Origin of the sequence: Bacillus sp. DJP31 (assembly GCF_049310945.1) — a bacterium.
Lineage (GTDB): Bacteria > Bacillota > Bacilli > Bacillales > SA4 > Bacillus_BS.
In genome coordinates, this window is record NZ_JBMERO010000017.1 from 45,969 (window position 1) to 65,552 (window position 19,584).

At 38.4% G+C, this 19,584-nt stretch carries 17 protein-coding genes; 16 read left to right on the plus strand and 1 reads right to left on the minus strand.

Translation table 11 applies throughout. The features are described 5' to 3' along the window. Window positions 1-91: 91 nt before the first annotated feature. From ACOI1C_RS15260 to ACOI1C_RS15285, 6 genes are all read left to right on the plus strand, one after another. Window positions 92-1,177 carry an alpha/beta fold hydrolase gene (locus tag ACOI1C_RS15260; protein ID WP_422511356.1) on the plus strand — a complete coding sequence of 362 codons (1,086 nt, stop codon included), beginning with the start codon at window positions 92-94 and terminating at the stop codon, window positions 1,175-1,177. Window positions 1,178-1,556: 379 nt separating this feature from the next. Next, window positions 1,557-1,793, plus strand: a complete 237-nt coding sequence (locus ACOI1C_RS15265; RefSeq protein WP_422511357.1) for a hypothetical protein — start codon at window positions 1,557-1,559, stop codon at window positions 1,791-1,793. Beyond that, on the plus strand, window positions 1,780-2,343 hold the full coding sequence (locus ACOI1C_RS15270) for a hypothetical protein (RefSeq protein ID WP_422511358.1): 564 nt from the start codon (window positions 1,780-1,782) through the stop codon (window positions 2,341-2,343). Before ACOI1C_RS15265 ends, ACOI1C_RS15270 begins: the two co-directional genes overlap by 14 nt. A 93-nt stretch (window positions 2,344-2,436) precedes the next feature. Further along, window positions 2,437-2,682: a hypothetical protein gene (locus ACOI1C_RS15275; RefSeq protein WP_422511359.1), complete on the plus strand. Its 246-nt coding sequence runs from the start codon at window positions 2,437-2,439 to the stop codon at window positions 2,680-2,682. A gap of 692 nt (window positions 2,683-3,374) precedes the next feature. Further along, window positions 3,375-3,950: a Uma2 family endonuclease gene (locus tag ACOI1C_RS15280; protein ID WP_422511386.1), complete on the plus strand. Its 576-nt coding sequence runs from the start codon at window positions 3,375-3,377 to the stop codon at window positions 3,948-3,950. A gap of 259 nt (window positions 3,951-4,209) precedes the next feature. Then, window positions 4,210-5,889: a glutamine--tRNA ligase/YqeY domain fusion protein gene (locus ACOI1C_RS15285; RefSeq protein ID WP_422511360.1), complete on the plus strand. Its 1,680-nt coding sequence runs from the start codon at window positions 4,210-4,212 to the stop codon at window positions 5,887-5,889. A gap of 66 nt (window positions 5,890-5,955) precedes the next feature. Here the strand turns inward: ACOI1C_RS15285 and ACOI1C_RS15290 are convergent, their stop codons facing one another. After that, on the minus strand, window positions 5,956-6,258 hold the full coding sequence (locus ACOI1C_RS15290; RefSeq protein ID WP_422511388.1) for a DUF6155 family protein: 303 nt from the start codon (window positions 6,256-6,258) through the stop codon (window positions 5,956-5,958). Between the two features lie 328 nt (window positions 6,259-6,586). On the opposite strand from ACOI1C_RS15290, the gene ACOI1C_RS15295 reads away from it, so the two are divergent. From ACOI1C_RS15295 to ACOI1C_RS15340, 10 genes are all read left to right on the plus strand, one after another. Next, complete coding sequence (locus tag ACOI1C_RS15295) at window positions 6,587-6,709, plus strand: hypothetical protein (RefSeq protein ID WP_422511361.1); 123 nt, start codon at window positions 6,587-6,589, stop codon at window positions 6,707-6,709. After that, window positions 6,706-7,866, plus strand: a complete 1,161-nt coding sequence (locus ACOI1C_RS15300) for a DUF4317 domain-containing protein (RefSeq protein ID WP_422511362.1) — start codon at window positions 6,706-6,708, stop codon at window positions 7,864-7,866. The genes ACOI1C_RS15295 and ACOI1C_RS15300 overlap by 4 nt, the downstream gene beginning before the upstream one ends. A 120-nt stretch (window positions 7,867-7,986) precedes the next feature. Continuing rightward, on the plus strand, window positions 7,987-8,202 hold the full coding sequence (locus tag ACOI1C_RS15305) for a hypothetical protein (protein ID WP_422511363.1): 216 nt from the start codon (window positions 7,987-7,989) through the stop codon (window positions 8,200-8,202). Window positions 8,203-9,235: 1,033 nt separating this feature from the next. Then, complete coding sequence (locus ACOI1C_RS15310; protein ID WP_422511364.1) at window positions 9,236-11,440, plus strand: AAA domain-containing protein; 2,205 nt, start codon at window positions 9,236-9,238, stop codon at window positions 11,438-11,440. A gap of 35 nt (window positions 11,441-11,475) precedes the next feature. Next, window positions 11,476-11,982 (plus strand): DUF1456 family protein, encoded by a 507-nt coding sequence (locus ACOI1C_RS15315; protein ID WP_422511365.1) that lies wholly within the window; start codon window positions 11,476-11,478, stop codon window positions 11,980-11,982. A 136-nt stretch (window positions 11,983-12,118) separates the two neighbouring features. Continuing rightward, on the plus strand, window positions 12,119-13,096 hold the full coding sequence (locus ACOI1C_RS15320; protein ID WP_422511366.1) for an Rpn family recombination-promoting nuclease/putative transposase: 978 nt from the start codon (window positions 12,119-12,121) through the stop codon (window positions 13,094-13,096). 76 nt (window positions 13,097-13,172) lie between these two features. Beyond that, window positions 13,173-13,880: a M48 family metallopeptidase gene (locus ACOI1C_RS15325; RefSeq protein ID WP_422511367.1), complete on the plus strand. Its 708-nt coding sequence runs from the start codon at window positions 13,173-13,175 to the stop codon at window positions 13,878-13,880. A gap of 549 nt (window positions 13,881-14,429) precedes the next feature. Continuing rightward, window positions 14,430-16,172, plus strand: coding sequence for an ABC transporter ATP-binding protein (locus ACOI1C_RS15330; protein ID WP_422511368.1), 1,743 nt, complete (start codon window positions 14,430-14,432; stop codon window positions 16,170-16,172). Beyond that, window positions 16,169-17,968 carry an ABC transporter ATP-binding protein gene (locus ACOI1C_RS15335; RefSeq protein ID WP_422511369.1) on the plus strand — a complete coding sequence of 600 codons (1,800 nt, stop codon included), beginning with the start codon at window positions 16,169-16,171 and terminating at the stop codon, window positions 17,966-17,968. The genes ACOI1C_RS15330 and ACOI1C_RS15335 overlap by 4 nt, the downstream gene beginning before the upstream one ends. A 266-nt stretch (window positions 17,969-18,234) precedes the next feature. Next, complete coding sequence (locus ACOI1C_RS15340) at window positions 18,235-19,485, plus strand: YecA family protein (RefSeq protein WP_422511370.1); 1,251 nt, start codon at window positions 18,235-18,237, stop codon at window positions 19,483-19,485. The last annotated feature ends 99 nt before the right edge of the window (window positions 19,486-19,584 follow it).

Below are 19,584 nucleotides of genomic sequence, written 5' to 3' on the forward strand. Positions count from 1 at the left end.
CCAATTTTTTTCGACAATGGCTCGAACTTGACTAAAAAAATAGGGCTGTTCATTGGAGGTTGAGCGTTAAGAAAATAAGTAGAAGGGGGCAATGAAAGTGGCGGGAATTTTTACAAATAAGCTGGACTATATCATTTCTGCAAAAGGTTTAAGCTCTGTTCAGACAATCAATTTAGGTGGGGTAGAGCAAACGATATTATTACAAGGGGAGAACCCAAATAACCCTGTCCTTTTAATGATCCATGGAGGTCCAACCATGCCGCTGCCGGGTGTTTCATCCAAAGGACGTGATTATACCATTATCACCAATACTAAGGAACTGGTGAAGCATTATGTAGTTGTATTTTGGGACCAACGCGGAACAGGCAGGTCTTATCATAAAAACATAGCACAAGAGTCTTTGAATTTTAGCCAATTCGTTTCAGATGCCAATGAACTTACCGATTATTTAAGACAACGTTTTAATCAAGAAAAAATTTTTCTTTCAGGACATTCGTGGGGCTCAACGATTAGTTTACAGCTGGCAGCCACCTATCCAGAGAAATTTTACTCTTATGTAGGCTTATCACAAATTGTCAGTTGGACGGAAAATGATAAATTGGCCTTGAATTGGATAAAGGAAGAAGCAAAACGCAGAGGAAACAACAAAGCATTAAAAGAATTGGAATCGATTGGAGAGCCTCCATTTGTAGAAAGTTTTCAGCAATGGGGGCTTTTAAGAAAATGGCAACGAAAATTCAATACACTGATTTATACAGATAAAGATGTAAGGCATCCAGGTTTACTTGGAGTTATGAAGCCTATGTTTCAATCGGAAGATTATACCCTAATGGACATTGTAAATACTTATTATCATGGCTTCAAGCTCATTTATACTCAAGCTTTCATCGAAGAACTGGCAATGGTTAACTTTATAGATACCGTTAAGGAATTTGTAATTCCCGTTACCTTCATACATGGAAAAAAGGATTTTCATGTGCATGGATGTTTAGTGGAAGATTATATCAAACACCTGAACTCGACTAAGGGAAAAACCTTTATTTGGGCAGAGAAATCGGCGCATTTATTCCATCCAGATGATACAAGAATTATAGAACAATATTTCATTCAAGAGATAAAGCACCATAATGATGGAGCAGGATCGATAAAGGAATATCAAAGTAAAGGAATTGTCTAAATGTATCTTTTTGCTACTAAAGCATAGTACTAGCGGGGTTATCTGTACTTATTATTATCTAAGATGTCGAATTATTATGGTTCAAATTTGTTCTCGGTGCCAGGTACTCTCAGAGGATGATACCTTTAGATCAATGGTTGTGGCATCTGAATAATAAGGAACAAATGGAAATAATTAGGAAGTCATTATTAACAGTTAGAGTAAGAAGAAGAGCTAAATCTATATCATATAAGGTACACTTATAATGAAAAAAATCGAACACATTCCTTATAGGTATTGGTTCGATTTTTTTCAATTGATTTTGGGAGTACAAGATATATAAATCTTTTCACAGAAAGTGATATGTATTATTATTAAGGTAAAAAGGAGGTTTGAGATCATGATTACTATGACCTTAGAATCAATTAACGAAACGATTGAAAAAAATCGAAAATCCGCAAGCCTTACGTTAAGAACAGCTCCACGTTCAAGTGGTCGTAGAAAAAAATCTCGAACACGGTCGGTAGGAGAAATTGAGGGTTTGAACCAAATTTCGATTTCACGTTGGGAGAAAGCGGTGCAAGAGGGGAAGATTAAATCTCTAGGGAACCGGAAAATCTATTATGATTACAATTGAGGAGTTAAAGAAAGAACTCGAAAACATAAAAGATAAACCTAAGTTCCATAAGATGATTGAATTTGCTGCCCTGCTAACGGAATACTTTGGTACCAAGGGAATACAACCAATTGTGGTTGGAGGCCTTTCGGTAGAGATTTATACTCGAAATGATTATTCCACCCACGACATTGATTTTGTTAGTGATGGTTGGGAGCTATTCAACGAATTGCTGACGGAGTTAGGTTTTACCAAAACCCAAAGAGAATGGTATCACGCGGATGCTGAACTAGCAGTTGAGGTTCCTTCTGCCCATTTAGAAGGCAGTATAGACAAAGTGTTGGAGTTACTGCTCCCGAATAATCGCAAACTGTATGTAATCGGCATTGAAGATATTATCATTCACCGCTTAGAAGGCATTGTCGGAAAAAGGTATCCAAAAGATGATGAAGATTATGAATGGGCTTATCGGATGTTCCTCATACATAAACATGAGAATATAGATATGGATTATCTGATTTCAGAAGCAAAACGAACAAAGGTAGATAAGCTAATAACAACTTGGCTATAAAGAACCGCATATATTGTCGGTTCTTTTTTTGTTTTCCGACTCATAAACTCAACTAATTTTGACCATGATGGTTACTAAAAAGGGTTGGTAGAAATGAGAAGAGAAATGAGTTTGGGAGATATTGAAAGCATCATAAAGAAAAACGGCAAGCAGGCAAACGAACAAATCGCCAAGACTCAAAGTGCTAACAGAAAGAAAAGGAGTCGGACTAGAAGTGAAGGGGAAGTGGAGGCCTTGAACCAAGTTTCCATAAGAAAGTGGGAAAAGGCTATCGAGAACGGGAATGTTAAAAAACTAGGTAAGAATAAGATGTATTATGATTATAGGGACATCCAATGATAGAAGGAAAGTCGTTTCTGTGGGTCAATTTGTCGATTATCCAATCTTTAAACAAAATCTTAACCTATGATTTCGAAGATGTGTTTTGTAGTCACGCAGGATACTTGAAGAATGGGCGTAATGCTTTAAAGAGAAAGTTGGCCTTTTTGTTGGACATGCAAGGAAGTATTTTAAGGCTGCATGATGAAGGGATAGACTCCTAAAGAGATTAATGCCACTTTGTTTCCTGAAAAATATCCCATTACCTTTTTTTCATTTGGTGAATGAGACTCTATTCATATTGTTCAATCCACTATTAAAGAACAGAAATCCTATTACTTTTTCAAAGGATATTATAATGTATTTGTCGAAATAACATCTGGTAAGTAGGTGAGAAAAAACAGAAAGGTATTGATGTGATTGAGTTAAGATTATGACTAGACTATTCAAGATAAGTTAGTTGACTTTACAGTGCCTCCAAATTCCACGAACAAGAAATTCTAACCATTTTCCAATAATCCTTAAGCAATAAGCGTGCTGAATACAAATATGTCAAGCTTCAATTAAAAAGAGGCCATGAACACTGGGTATACGTTCATATTTAAGTACAGGATACTTCGTGCCAGATGCCTTTTTGACAGAAGGAAAAATGGTTTGTTAGCAAGTATCCATGATATAATTTATTGACATTCATTAGGAGGTCGTTACTATTGATGAATCGAAAGAGAACTCACCACTTGATTAAGGAATCCGGCTGGACTGTAGATGATTACTATCAACTCCCGGAAGACGGAAACCAATATGAAATCATTGAGGGTGTTTTGGAATTAAAGCCTTCACCAAGCACAACTCACCAGCGCATCAGTCATCAGCTGGAAAAAAGAATGACCGATTGTTGTGAACAAGACTATATTACTTTCGATGCACCAATAGATGTCATTCTATCTGATAATGAAACGAGGCAGCCTGATATTTTGATGATTCATCGTAGCCGTGAGCATATCATTGAAGAGCACGCTGTTGTTGGGCCGCCGGATCTTGTAGTGGAAATTCTTTCACCGAACAGTATCAAAAGGGATCGTCTAGTAAAACATGAATCGTATGCAAGGTTTGGTGTTGCTGAGTACTGGATTGTCGATCCTAATAACCTAGCGATTGAGCAGTATTTACAAGCAGAGGCAGGACAACCTTACCGGCTAGCCAATGTCTTTGCTGAAGAAGACCAAGTTCATTCTGAGCGGGTGCCTTGTTTGTCTTTCACTGTAGGAGACGTGTTGAGAATCCGTTAAACGATTTTTAGAACCACCCAAATGTATGTGCTGCGATACCATATTTCTCTGTTAGGCATTTAATCGTTTTGGAGTTCGTGGGAATTCTGTGCCAGTAACCCTCCTGAATTTGGATAGTGCCTGGCACCTTTTTACTCCACCCGGACGGGTTCTGTTGCATCCCTTCCTATACTTCACCTATTGTTCCAGCTACAGTTATGTTACAATATTGTCTATTACATAGTGCTGCCCCAGCACAAAAAGAAAGGCCTGAGAAACCATGGAACATAATTCTTCCAACTTTATACGAAATATGATAATTAACGATTTGGAGTCAGGCAAGCGAAATCATGTGATTACTCGTTTCCCACCAGAGCCTAATGGATACTTACATATTGGTCATGCGAAATCGATTGTGATTAACTTTGATTTAGCCGATGAATTTAACGGGAAAACTAACCTGCGATTTGATGACACGAATCCTCTAAAAGAAGATATTGAGTATGTTCATGCCATAAAAAAGGATATTGAATGGCTAGGCTATGACTGGGATGGTCTGTTTTTTGCATCTGATTATTTTCAAGAAATGTTCGAGAAAGCGGTCCTTCTGATTAAGAAAGGGAAAGCATATGTTGACGATCTTTCGGCGGATGAAATCCGCGAATACCGCGGTACATTAAAGCAGCCTGGAAAAGAAAGTCCTTATCGCAATCGTTCAGTTGAGGAAAACTTGGACTTATTTGAGAGTATGCGTAATGGTGAGTTTGGCAACGGGGAAAAGGTGTTACGAGCGAAAATTGATATGAGCTCTCCGAATATTAACCTGCGTGATCCAGTTATTTACCGTATTTCACATGCAACGCACCATAACACAGGTGATCAATGGTGCATTTACCCGCTTTACGCCTTTGCTCATCCATTAGAGGATGCGATTGAGGATGTGACACATTCTCTTTGTACAACCGAGTTCGAGGATCAGCGTCCACTTTATAACTGGGTGGTTGAAGAGTGTGAAATGACAAGTACACCTCAGCAAATCGAATTTGGCCGTTTAAACATAACAAATGCGGTAATGAGTAAACGTAAACTAAAACTGCTCGTCGATGAGGGAATTGTAGATGGTTGGGATGACCCGCGTATGCCGACGATTTCGGGTTTACGTAGAAGAGGCTACACACCAGAAGCGATTCGTGCATTCGTAAGAGAAACAGGTGTGTCAAAGGGTTCTGGTACGGTCGATTCTCAAATGCTCGACCATTTTATACGTGAGGATTTAAAGCTAAAAGCACCTCGTACAATGGGAGTGGTTCGTCCGTTAAAAGTCGTCATCACCAACTACCCAGAAGGGCAAGTGGAAATGCTAGAGGCAGAAGTCAACCCTGAAAATCCTGAAATGGGAACAAGACAAATTCCATTCTCAAGAGAGATTTACATTGAGCAGGACGATTTCATGGAGAACCCTCCAAATAAATACTTCCGTCTTTTCCCTGGTAATGAAGTCCGTTTAAAGAACGCCTACTTCATTAAGTGTGAGAACTTCGTTAAAGATGAGGACGGAAACGTAGTCGAAATTCACTGTACGTTCGACCCATTAACAAAAAGCGGAACAGGCTTTACGGGTCGTAAAGTAAAAGGAACGATCCACTGGGTAGAAGCAACACAGGCTGTTCCAGTAGAGTTCCGTTTATATGAGCCACTGCTTTTAAGTGAAGAAACAGAAGCAGTAGATGAAGACACCGAAAATGAAACAGAAGTAGAAAAAACATTCTTAGATTTCATCAATCCAAACTCCCTTGAAATCCTAAAGGGCTTTGTGGAGCCAAACTTAAAGGATATTGAACCACAAGAGAAGTTCCAATTCTTTAGACACGGTTACTTTAATGTGGATCCAAAGCATACAACAAAGGAAAACCTTGTATTTAACCAGATTGTTTCGTTGAAGAGTTCATTTAAGTTATAGTGTGAATTAAGGCAAGACCTCTATTAAAGGAGGTCTTTTCTTATTGGCCCTTTTCTGTTAATTCTATCAAAGGATTCGTTTGATAGAGTCCACTTGCTTTAATCGATTCGCAAAAAAATTGTAGTATTCTTCTTCTTCATCACAAAGGATGATTACTCTCTCATACATCGATTCGATACTACTATAAAAGCTTTGATCAATATCACCGTAATTATTCGTAAATTCTACACCCTTCTCTACGTAATAAAGCATAAGATCAGCTGTTCTTAGTTCGTCATTTGTGAGTTTTTTAAAGTCGGAAATGGCTTTTTTTGCCTCATTTAAACGTACCTTTCCATGTCCTTTTTCAGGGGGAAATTCAGTATTAATTTTTTTGTTGTTGGATTAAACAATTCGTTTACAGCCTCATCACCAAGAAAACGGACGGATAAATAGGATTGTACATCCTTATTAGTCTTGTAAAGATCAGTAATTAATTGAATAAGTTCTTTCTGCTCGTATTCTTTTAAGTTTTGTTAATTCGGTTACCTTTAGTTTCTTTTTTGCATCTTCTTTTGATATCCTCTTTGACCTACTTGGATGTAATGCTAGTATACATGATTTAATTTTGAGAGATTAAGAGAAATCAATGCGGATTAAATGATGGATAAGATATAATTAAGATATATTATGTGATATTCAGAATGTGAGGGGTTCCATGAAATATCAGGTGTTGACGGAATTGAAAAATGAACTTGATCAGTATCGCCCCGTTCATTCAAATATTAAGGGCTTAACAGATACCAATACAAAAACGAACCGGGAGATCGACTCAGTATGAACAAAAAAGACGTAGCATCTATTAAGAATCAATTTAAACTGGATAATGACCGAATGAAGATTGCCGACATTTTTAATGTGTATGTGATGAAAGAAAGCCGTGATATTTTATATTCAGAAAGCAGGCCGTTTTCGATACTGGATCAAGATCAACAGGAGTTATTTTTCAAAAACTTTAAGAAAGTGCTAACAGGTCAAATGGATGAAAAATTATTCGAGCTAAAGTTCCAAAAGAATGCAGAGAATTCCAGTCAGTTGATTTTACATAAGGGACTACTTGCAGCTGAAGAGGTGGATTGGAAGGAGGAAATGCTGCTCCTCGTTGAAAAGATGTTTAAAGATACTACATATGAAATGGATGTTGTGGTCACGTTTATCCGTGGTGAGTATTACAAACCAACGAAAGAGATAAACGACGAGGGCGAGGAAAGTGGAAGTAACACCGTGTATAGCCATAAATTTATTCTCTGCAGTTTGAATCAGACAGAGCAGTCAGAAAAAACGCTGCTGTTTGATTTTGCCCAGAAGGAATTTAAGTACAACGTGGTTGTCGATTCGATTATTAATCTTACGTCTCCAGTGGCAGGATTTTTATTTCCTTGCTTCACAAACAGCTATGCGGATGTAAACCATATCCTTTATTCCGCTGCTAAACCAAATCACCCCGATATCTATTTTATCGAGCATGTGTTAAATAGCGAAGAAATCCTAACAGCCAAAGAGAATAAAGCTGTGTTCGAGGAAATTGTGAGAGAAGTAACAGGAGACCAAATGAATACATCCGTCCTTTCTAATGTATACGAAGAAATTAACCGTGTCATGGCAGAGGCGGAGGAAGAGACACCAAAGCTAGATGTCAAGGACGTAGAACGCGTGCTAAAAGTGAGCGGAGTCGAAGGAGTTAATATAGAAAAGGTCGTAACGGCATTTCAAAAAGTTGTGGATGACGACAAGTATGAACTCAAAGCGAGTAGTATCATGCCGAACTATAAGACAAAATCAATTAAAATTAAGACAAAGGTAGCGGATATTTCAATAAGCCCACAAGACTTGAAATACGTTAAACAAGTTCACTTTAACGGTAAAAAATGTATCTTGATTGAGGTAGATGAAGATATGGAGATTGAAGGGTTTAAGTTGGACGTGGAGACGCTTTAGTTTACTAGCTTTTATATAGTTGCAACTAACTGTAAGTTTGGTGCCTGACACCTGTAGGCTAATTCTTTAAATTTAGGTGCAGGCAGTTTATTGAGATATTCTCATTAAAGAGAAAAAGAATTGAATGAATTACTTATAGAGTCTGTTCAAAAAGGAGGACAAAAAGAGCAAAGAAGTTCGAGGAAGCGAAGTCTTGAGCTACCTGCGCGTATGTTTTGTATACGTGAGGAGCGGAGAGACGAGCTGACGAAGAAATTTGAAGCTATTTTTGCCGGACTTTTTGAACACCCTCTTATATTTAGTGAACTACAAAAAATTATAAATAGCTTAGATTAGGTGTAATGGAGTTTACACTTGCACCTAAAAATCTAACGTTAGGATATAAGCCAGTTTTCTTTTCTGGAAAAAGGCCGAAGTTCGCCACGTTATATGTAGAAAAACGCTATAAGAGTCTGTTCAAAAAGGAGGACAAAAAGAGCAAAGAAGTTCGAGGAAGCGAAGTCTTGAGCTACCTGCGCGTATGTTTTGTATACGTGAGGAGCGGAGAGACGAGCTGACGAAGTAATTTGAAGCTATTTTTGCCGGACTTTTTGAACACCCTCTATAACTGTTTGATACTTCAAGTGGATCCAGGTAACCAAGAATCTTCGAAAGGAAAATTGATCCAAATAGAAATACAACAACTCTTACACTTTGATATCCGACAAATGAGAAGCTTTGCATTAAAAAAAAATGAAGTATGTCATGTAAAATTAATTCGAAATCACAACCCTAAAACGTTAAGATGAGTATGGAAAAAAGCCAACTATGCTTTCAAATTTAGTAAATACCTATCTGAAGAACCTTCAATGATTAAAGACTATCTTCTAAATTTCTTCCTTATGACATCCCCTGTACTTCTGTTTATTTTGTTTCGTGTGCCCTTTCAAGATAATCCGAAAAATAGTGTGAAGGCTGGCTTGATTTTCAATTTTTCTAGTATATTGTGCATGTGCTATCCGATTGTTATGGATCAAGGGTTTCTGTTAGATCTTAGATGGGCCCCTTAATGCTATTGAAGCATCAGTAAACATAAGAAAAGTAGAAGTTGTTTTGTCAGAAGCCAATGGTTTTGCTCACATTATGATAAAGGTCACGGAGTCGGCATGACGCCTAAGCAAATTGCTCGCATTGGACAATCCTAGTAAAGTCAATTTCGGTACAACCGTAGATTTGTATTTTCAGATTCATCGGGCGAGGTAACATCAGTGCTAGGTATTATCTGAAAATTGGATAGTGCCTGGCACTTTTTTTGTATACGGATTTATACATAGAACAGCAGTTGTGTTATAGTAAATAAACAAATTTTTACGAAAAAAGGAAGACCAACGTGAAGTCAACCATCCATTACATCAAAGAATGGCAGCATACATTATTGGCTGAGATTCAGTATTTGAAGAAATACGGTAGTACGAAATACCGCGTCATGAACGGTCATTTGCTTTCAAGTGAGGAGGGGTTTACCTATTATTTTGAAACAGCCGCATCCCAACGGATTCCAGTAGGCTCCCTGGTTAAACTGGAATGGGAGAATGTCACTCAGGAAGCACGGACACTATCAACAGACCGAAAAGTACTGATTCTCTCTGTTCCTACTTTTATTGGGGACCTAATTTCAGAGGCCTATGTTTCCCACGATCCTTGGGAGCTTTTAGAAGAACTGATTCAGCGGTTTGACGAGATAAAAGAGAGTAAAAGTAAGCGTGCTAGAATAAAGAGACTGATGAATCCGCCAGTGGAGACAAAGCATCCCATTGAAAAAATTAAAAACAATGTGCATGAAGTATTTCTCCGGTCGAAATACAATCCTGTTACTTTTATTTGGGGACCACCAGGAACTGGGAAAACGTATACCCTTGCTCGTGTATCCATTGAACAGTATTTAAGAGGGAAAAGTGTGTTGCTGTTATCTCACAGTAATCAAGCGATTGATGTTCTAGTAGCAGAAATAGCAGGAGTGTTACATAAGAAGGGTAAGCTTCGGGATGGGGATCTATTGAGATATGGCTCACAAACAGGAGAGATTTTATCTTCATTTGAAGGAGTCACCACCACACAGCTTATCCAGAAAAAAGACCCCATGCTTGCAGACGAAAAGAAGTTCTTAACAGAAGAGAGACAAGGATTAAAGTTTGACCTTTCTAGGTCCTTTGCGAAAAGGGATACGGACCGATTGCTAGAAATTGAAACAAAACTAGTGAGAGTGCTTGAAAAAATAAGACAAAAAGAAATAAAGCTTGTGAGTGATGCATTCATCGTGGGTACCACTCTGGCAAAAGCTGCATCTGATGAAACAATTTATAAAAAGAACTATGATGTGGTCATCGTCGATGAAGCGAGTATGGCCTATGTTCCTCAAGTTGCTTTTGCTACAACACTTGGGAAAAGAGTGATAGTATGTGGCGATTTTAAGCAGCTGCCTCCTATCGCATCGAGCAATCATCCACTAGTGGAAAAATGGTTAAAGCAGGATGTCTTTCAAAGTGCAGGTCTAACAGAGTCTGTAAAAGCGGGAGAACTACATCCTCAATTATTTTTATTAAAAGAACAAAGAAGAATGCATCCAGACATTTCTGCTTTTACGAATGCATTTGTTTACGGATCGCTTGTCTATGACCATGTAAGTGTAAAGAAGAGTAGACAGTCAATCGTTTCAGAAGCTCCGTTTCAAAACAAGGCTTCTGTGCTACTAGATACTAGTTATACAGGTGAGCATTGCTATGTGGAAAAAGGATCAAGTTCCAGAATTAATCTTTGGCAATTGCTCCTCTCCTTTCAGCTTATACATGAAGCCTATATAGGCGGCTCGCGTTCGATAGGGTATGCAACCCCTTACCGAGCACAAGCTGAACTAATGCAAGTAGTACTGCAGGACTTGTATGCCAAAGAACTAACAACAGCTGATATCATTGCAGCAACCGTGCATAAATTCCAAGGTAGTGAAAGAGATATGATGATCTTTGACAGTGTTGACAGCTTCCCGCAAACTAGAGCCAGCATGCTAGTAATAGGTAAGGAAAGTGAGAGACTATTAAATGTAGCCATCACAAGAACAAAGGGAAAATTTATCCACGTGGCAGACACAGCATTTATTCAAAAGCATGTGTACCGAGGCAAGTCGATAAGAGAACTTGTTGACTATCAGCAATCCAAAAAGCAGCAGGTACTCCCGCGAGAAATCGGAACATGGGTGAAGCACCAACACCCTAGTTTGCAATGGCTACATGCTCTCAAACTGGACCGCCTTTTTAAGGATATAGAACTCGCTCAACATACGATTTTGATAAACCTTCCAAGTACCTATAGTCTACCTGAAGAGTGGGATATTCAGTTAAAGAATGTATTGAAAAAAGTGAAAGTCGTAGTGTTAGGAGAAGGGGAGTCACTACCTTTTCCTTTTGTCATAATTGATCAAAGGTTTATATGGCTAGGTGTTCCAGTTGGAAAGAAACCAACATTACAACCTCCTTATGTAGCGGTGAGGCTGGATTCTGAGCAGGTCGCTTTGCATCTACAAAACCATTTAGCAGAGTAGGGAATAGAACAGGTACTATTATAGGAGGCTCATCGATGACGAACAATGATATATTAATCCGATTAAGATATGCTCTAGATATAAGAAACATGGAAATGGTTGAAATTTTTAAGCTTGGTGGTATCGAACTAACAACAGAAGAAGTGCTAAAGCTACTTACTAAATCAAAAGACAGTAGTGATCTTGAAGCTGACAATGAGGATGAACTAGCTGAAAATGAATGCACGAATGATAGGTTAGAATCCTTTTTAAATGGCTTCATTATATTCAAAAGAGGTAAACAAGAACCAAAACCAGGCCAACCTGAAAGATCCTCACTGTCAAGTGAGAGTATGAATAATACTCTTCTAAAGAAATTGAAAATAGCACTTGAATTTACAAGTGAGGATATGATGGATATCCTAGAACTAGCAGGAATCCGGATAACCAAAGGAGAATTAAGTGCTCTTTTAAGAAAAAAAGGTCATAAGAATTATAAACAATGCCTTGATCATTTCGCTCGAAATTTCTTAAAAGGATTAGCAATCAAATATAGGGGATAAGAGATTTGTTTCCTCGGTGCCAGGCGCTTACCAGTTATCTGGATAGTGCCTGGCTTTCTTTTGAATAAAGGAGTTCATGGACAATTTGTCGAACTAACACCTTGTAAGTAAAAATGCGAAAAAGGTGTTGATGTATTTGATTCGAAAAGATTATGACCATCTCTGGAAGGATGTGATTACGGATCTGTTTGAGGAGTTTCTCCTGTTTTTTTCTCCGGATTTGTATGAACAAGTTGATTTTTCGGTTAGTCCTGAATTCCTAGAACAAGAGCTGCAAACAATTTACCCTGATTCTTCAAGTAAAAAGCGTATCGCTGACAAATTAGTAAAGCTTCAACTAAGAAATGGCAATGAACAATGGGTATACGTACATATTGAAGTGCAAGGAGGCTACAAAGAGAATTTTCCAAAGAGGATGTTTCAATCTTTTTATCGAATGATGGAAAAGCATAAAAGGGAAATCTATGCACTTGCCCTTTTTACTGATGAGGACTCAAAGTACAACAAAAGTGAATTTCACTACAAGTTTTTTGGAACGGAAGTAACCTACAGCTACAATTCCTTCTGCATAGACTCTCAATCTGAATCCACACTACTCCAATCCCAAAATCCATTTGCGTTAGCAGTATTAGCAGGCCAATATGTAGTAAAAAGTAAGAAGAACGAGAACTTGCGATTTGAATATAAACGTCATTTGCTACGCATTCTTTTTCAAGATAAAATAAAGGAGAAAGGTATTAAACGAGAATACATTCGAAAGTTATTTATATTCATTGATCATATATTGAGGATGCCAAAGGATGAAGAATTAGCCTTAGTTCAAGAAATCAAACCATTATTGGAAAGGGAGGAATCATTCATGAGTCTATCCATAGAAGATACATTTCTGGGAAAGTACATGATAAATGAAGCAAAAGAAAAGAGTAAAGCAGAAGGAAAAGCAGAAGGAAAAGCAGAAGGAAAAGCAGAAGGAAAAGCAGAAGGCCGAACCGAAGGTGAAAAGCAAAAGGCAATTGAAATAGCCAAAAATTTATTTGAATTAAATCTCGATATGGAAGCGATAAGAAAGGCAACAGGTTTAACAAAGGAAGAATTAGATAAGCTCAGAATCTAGTTAAAGGCAAGTAAACGATTGGCGATAAAATATAGGGGATGGATAAGAGCATTAACAAGATACTCTAGGTGATTAAATGGAACATAAATATTTAGGTGAAACAATTAGTTTTACTATCATTTATAAAAAGCGGAAAACTGTGGGGATCTCTATCGATCTTTATGGAAATATTGAAGTCCAGGCTCCTAAAGGGACACCCGATGAACGTGTGCTTCAATTGATAGAGGAAAAGTGGGATTGGATTCAGCGAAATAAAAAAGAAATGAAGGATAGAGTGCTTGGGCAACAGCAGAAGGTCTATGGTCAAGGTGAAAGCTTTCTTTATTTAGGAAAAGAATATCCAATCCACATCTCTCAAGATATCACGATTAATCAAGACCATGTAATGTTTGAAGGAAATAAGCTACATATATATTTGAATGAACTAGATGATGAAAAAATAAAACAAGCCTTAAAGCGGTTCTATTATCAGGAATGTAAAGCCTTGGTAGAGAAAAGGATTCGCTCCTATCAAAGCAACTTTAAAACAAAGCCACGCTCGATCCGTATTTCAGATAATAACAGAACCTGGGGAACATGTGACTCACAGCTGCAATTAACTTTTAATTGGAAGCTAGCAATGGCACCTCAGCAGGTGATCGACTACGTTGTCGTTCACGAAATGTGCCATATGGTCCATCTGAATCACGATCGTTCCTTTTGGCGCCTTCTTGGAAAATTAATGCCCGATTACAAGGAACAGGAAAACTGGTTAGCGTATTCAAGTTGGAAAATGACGATTTAAGTAGTAGGCTATGAAAACATAGGGATGGTTCTCCTGCTTCATTAGAAGCATTAAAACCGTCCCTTTTGCTTCCGTTTTTATGTATATCCTTTTCCTTTAACATTTCGAAAGTTTTTTCTAGACAATAGCATTCAGCTATATTTGAAGATGGATTGATATGTCCTAGATTGAAATGATGTTTTTCTATAAAGCCAAATTCATTAATCTTAACGAACCCCGCACCTACAATATTATCTTTCATTGAGCCGTCAATATAATACTCTATCATTCTCTTCACCCAATTCTATATTATCAACTATATGGTATTATGTTCAAAAAACGTTTCTGAAAAAACAAGTTCACTAGTTCTATTTTGGTAATTTTACCATATTAACAAAAAAGTAAAATGGAGTAGGAAATTACACATCAAAAGTCCCATTAAGTTTGTTTTGAATTAATCTAGAAACAGACTAGACCTTAGACGCTTAAATTAAATAAAATCCTCAATTAGTAATGAATATTTCTACTTTTTGTAATAAAATAGAACTTTACGAGGGGGATAGATAGAGAATGAACTTATTGAAAACTACATTGGCGCATTTTAAACCATATTGGAAAAAACTGCTCTTAGCTTTGGTCTTTTCTTTAATAGGTGGTGCATTTACAATCGTGCCATCCCTACTGGTAGGAAAGCTGGTAGACGAGGTAATCAGCGGACGAGAGATGACCTTTTTGATGTGGGTTGTCGGTGGGGTCCTCGTTGCTTATTTAGGGAAGTCACTATTTGAGACGTTGCAAGAGTATGTGCAGGTTAAGATTGGACTTGATGTGATTACGGATATGCAGATTCGTGCCTTTAGGAAATTGCATAGAACGCCCATGTCTTTTTTTACAACAACACCTAGAGGGGATATGTTGTATCGTTTAACTCATGATGTGGAGTCCATTCAAAACTTAAATAATACGGTGGTTCCCCGAATTCTACAGCAAGTTATTGGGGCGATTGCGGCATTCACCGCGGTCTTTGTTTTATACTGGCCTGCGGCAATTGTTATGTTTGTCGTGTTCGCCATTTACATTTTACCTTCGTTTAAATTGGGCAATATCATGCGGAAAATGAGTGCTGTACAAAGAGATATGAGCGCGGATATGTATCAGCACTTGCAGGAAAGCATTGAAAGTATGAGATTGGTTCGGACATTTCAAACACAGAAGCAAGAAGTGGAAACACAGCAAAGAAAACAATTAGCCTGGAAAACCTTCTCCATTCGTGCGGCCGTGATCGGAAAGGTCAACTGGCGTCTTGGAAACTTGTTCAATATCGCGGCTCCTGGTGTGGTCATGCTAATCGGAGGATATGCCATCTGGGATAGTGGGGAACTTACGATGGGTGCACTGGTTGCCTGTCTGAGCTTTATTCCAATCATGTTCTTACCCATTCGATCTTTGGCTGAGAATGCTTTGACGATTCAACAGGCCATTCCGGCTTTGCATAGAATCTATGAATATTTCGATTTACCAGAAGAACATGAAGAAAATCTGCCAACAATTGGACATGTTGAAGGAAAAATAGAAGTAGAGAATATATGGTTTACGTATCCTTCGAGTGACAAACAAATCCTAAAAGGAGTTTCGCTGTCGCTTTTGCCAGGGAGCCATATCGGAATTGTTGGTACAAGTGGCGGAGGGAAAAGTACTCTTATTCAAATTTTATTAGGATTGTATGAACCAACGGATGGCTCTGTCTTAATTGATGGAAAGGATCTTTTTTCCTATAATCGAAACAGTTTTAGGCAACAAGTTGGTGTTGTCTCACAGGAAACCTTCCTCTTAAATAGCACACTTCGAAATAATCTTTTATATGGTAAAAAGGATGCAACGATGGAAGAGTTGGAACGTGCTGTGGAAGCTGCTGGTTTGAAGGAATTAATTGAATCAATGGAAGAGAAGTATGAAACTGTTGTCGGCGAACGTGGCTTAAAGCTTTCTGGGGGGCAAAGGCAAAGAGTTGCTCTTGCCAGGGCCATTCTAAGACAGCCTCCAGTTTTGATCTTTGATGAAGCGACTTCCTCATTAGACGGGGAAACAGAAGAAAAAGTGCAAGCTTCACTTGAACAATTAATTCCGGGAAGAACCACGATCACCATTGCCCATCGCCTTGTCACAGTTCGAAACGCAGATACGATCATCCTACTAGATCAGGGGATGGTCGCTGAACAAGGAACGCATGATGAACTGCTTGCCTTAAAGGGGCAGTATTATGAATTATACAAGGCCCAATATAGTGAGCTGGAAAAGGAGATGATTGGATGAGTTCAAACAAGGTCTCCGAAAAGAAGAATCGTGATGGTAGAAGAGTGCTATCTTTTTTAAAGCCCTATAAAAAGTGGGTGATTGGTGACTCGATTGTCATCGCTATCAGTCAAGTCTTTTCAGCATTAATCCCAACATTAGCATTAGGCTGGCTAGTGGATACGATTATACCAGATGAAAACAAAACTTGGCTATGGGGGTTAATGTGGTTATTAATCCTATCAGCTGTTTTGGATTTAGTCATGATGGTTATCGATGAATATTTTTGCCACCAAACGGCCAAGACCGTAACCAATTGGCAGAAGCTTCGACTGTTTCGCCATTTGCAAGTGCTGCCTTATTCCTTTTACCATAACAATTCCTCGGGGGAATTGCTTGCAAGAGCCTCAGATGATCCAGATACTCTTCATAACTTCCTTGCTTGGGAAGGTTCGACCTTTATGGCAAGTGTTCAGGGTGTCATCATTTATAGTCTCGTGCTGCTATGGATTCACCCTTATTTGATGATTACGAGTGTGGTTTTGGGTTTGATATTCTATATGACTTCCAATTATGTCGGTGCTAGGACTAGGGCAGCTTCCGCAGATGCAAGAACAGAGGCCTCTAGATATCTTGAGAGATTGAGAGAATCCGTTACTGGAATTCATTTGTCGCGTGTGATGGGTGTTTCTGATAATGAGGTGGAGAGTGTAGTTTCAATAAGAAAGACTTTCGTTCAACATTCGATCAAGGAATTGAAGGCAAGAATGCAATCTGTCGTGGTGATTGCTAGCTACAACGGATTTGCTCTAGGTCTTGTCTATTTGATTAGTACTTTATTAATTTGGAACGATGGTTTGTCAACTGGCCAAATGCTTACAGCGGGCGGATTAGTCACGATTGCCGCAAACGAAATGCAAAGATTGCTTCGTAACTGGCTCTCTGTCAGAAGAACGGGACCAGCACTTGATCGCTCGGACCTTCTTTTATCTGAGCAGCCCTCTGAAGCTGAAACAAAGGAAGGCATCCGTGGATTGAGAGCAACTGGAACGATTCGATTGAAGGACGTTACGTTTGCTTACCCTGGAATTGAAGAAAATGTCTTATCGGGCGTTTCTTTTGACATTCAAGCAGGTGAAAAAGTGGCGTTAGTTGGTCCAAGTGGTTCAGGAAAATCCACGATTGTCGACTTACTGTTTAGGCTCTACGATACTAGTGATGGATGGATTGAAGTGGATGGAAGGGACATTGAGGAATGGGATACAGCGTGGCTTCGATCACAAATGGCCATTGTGACCCAGGATGTCCAATTGCGAAGTGGCACGTTGGCCGATAATTTAAGAATTGGAAAGCCAGATGCTACAGAGGAAGAACTGTTAAAGGCTGTCTTGGATAGTGGTTTGGGTGAACTAGTCTCTAGTCTTCCAGAAGGATTAAATACAATGGTTGGAGAAAGAGGAAGCCTTCTTTCAGGAGGACAGAAGCAGCGATTATCATTGGCAAGAGCCATTCTAAAAGACGCTCCTATCCTAATCCTTGACGAAGCGAGCTCAGCTCTCGATCCAATCACAGAAACAAAGATCAATGAGGCTGTTCTGAAAACAGAGAAAAACCAAACCATCTTAATCATCTCCCATCGTCTATCCACAGTTCTCTCAGCAGATAAGATCATTGTTCTTGAAAATGGAACAATCGTCGAAGAAGGTGGACATACGGATTTGCTTGTAAATAGTAAAGGGGTTTATTCAAGACTGTTTGGTAGAGAAGCTGAAATTGGTGAGGAAGCAATTAATAATGTAGCTGTTAAGACAATATAAAGAGAGTAAGGGACGGTACTTATGCTTCTATTTTAGAAGCAAGAGCACCGTCCCTCTGCATTCTTCAGCAAAGCTCAGAGAACCTACAACTGTTCAAAATAGGGTGACTAGAATTGATGAAGAATTTTCGAGCCTGGAGCCTATTCCTTTCTGCAACGCTTTGGAAGGTGATGAGAGACTTGCAAGCGTTTTATAGTATAATAATCATTGAACGTGCAGGCTAGCTTTTTATAAATTATCACAGTTCAATCAAAGGAGCATTTATTATGAATAAAACAATAGATAAAAAAACAAGGGATACTTTACTAAATGCTCTTGAGAAAATGACAGCTCATAGTAGGCAGCTACAGGATAAAAGAGAGCAACAGTTATGGAAGAGTTTTGAGACACCTTGTAACCTTTCAGATGTTCTAAGCTACTTAACAAAAAGTGAATTGGATAGTATTCGACAAAATCTTGACCTTAGAGGAATAAGTGCCCTAAAAAAAGGCGAATTAGCCGAAGTACTTGAACAGTCCATACCACATAAGTTAAAAGATATCTTATACAAATTTGATCTAGAGCGATATGATTTACTTCATAAAATTATCAAGAAGACAAAAGTGAGTATTAAAGATTCCGAGTTTAGTATATCAAAAATTAGATCTCTAAGAGAAATCGGAATTATTTTTCCAGGGATTGATCAAGACCAAAAGTTCCTAACTATGCCATCGGAACTAATGGATATTTTTGCACAAGTGGATGGTACCCGATTAAAAGAGGTTATTCGTAGAAACACAGAGTGGATAGGTCTAACCCATGGGATGCTCTACTATTATGGAGTAATGAGTACTTCGGATCTTGTAGATAGGCTTAGAATATTGACCAATCAAGAAGTTGATAGTAGAGAGTATTTGAATGTGTTTGCTGCCTCAAGTCACTACTATAAACAAGCTAGATTTTCTCCATCTGGGATTGGACTAGAGGATTATCGAGTGATCAATGGGAAGAAACTAATGGAAGAACATAAGAAACGTCCAACTATTGACTATTACCCTTTTACTAAGAAGCAGTTACTAAAAGCTGGAGATCCATCTTATTTTGAAAGAACACCTCAGATGGGCAGGCTACTTCTGTTTTTGTCCCAATATTATGATATAGATCAATCAGAACTAAATGAATTGGCATTGCAGTTAATCTCTCTTATTAATAAGGAAGCCAACTTGTCAGGAATGATGGACTATCTGCAGAACCAATTTGAGTTTCAATCCTTTGAGTTTGTCCAGCAAGTAACCCAGATGGTTGTGGACGTTCATAATACTACTTTTATGTGGGCGTTGAAGGGTTATTCTCCTTCTTGGGTATCTATTAATAAAGAGAGAAATCAGCTTAAACCAATACCATCCATGATACCTATGCGAAAGTCTTTTCCTTCCAATGTTATTGAAATAAGCAGTCGAACAAAAACAGGACGTAATGATCCTTGTACATGTGGAAGTGGGAAGAAACGTAAGAAATGTTGTGGGAATTTGGAGTAAAACAAAGGGGAAGGAAGCAAGAGAAACGTCCCTCTTGTTTTCCAAATTCCTTTAATATTTTTAAAAAAATGATGCTTGAATTATTAATATTGGAATTCT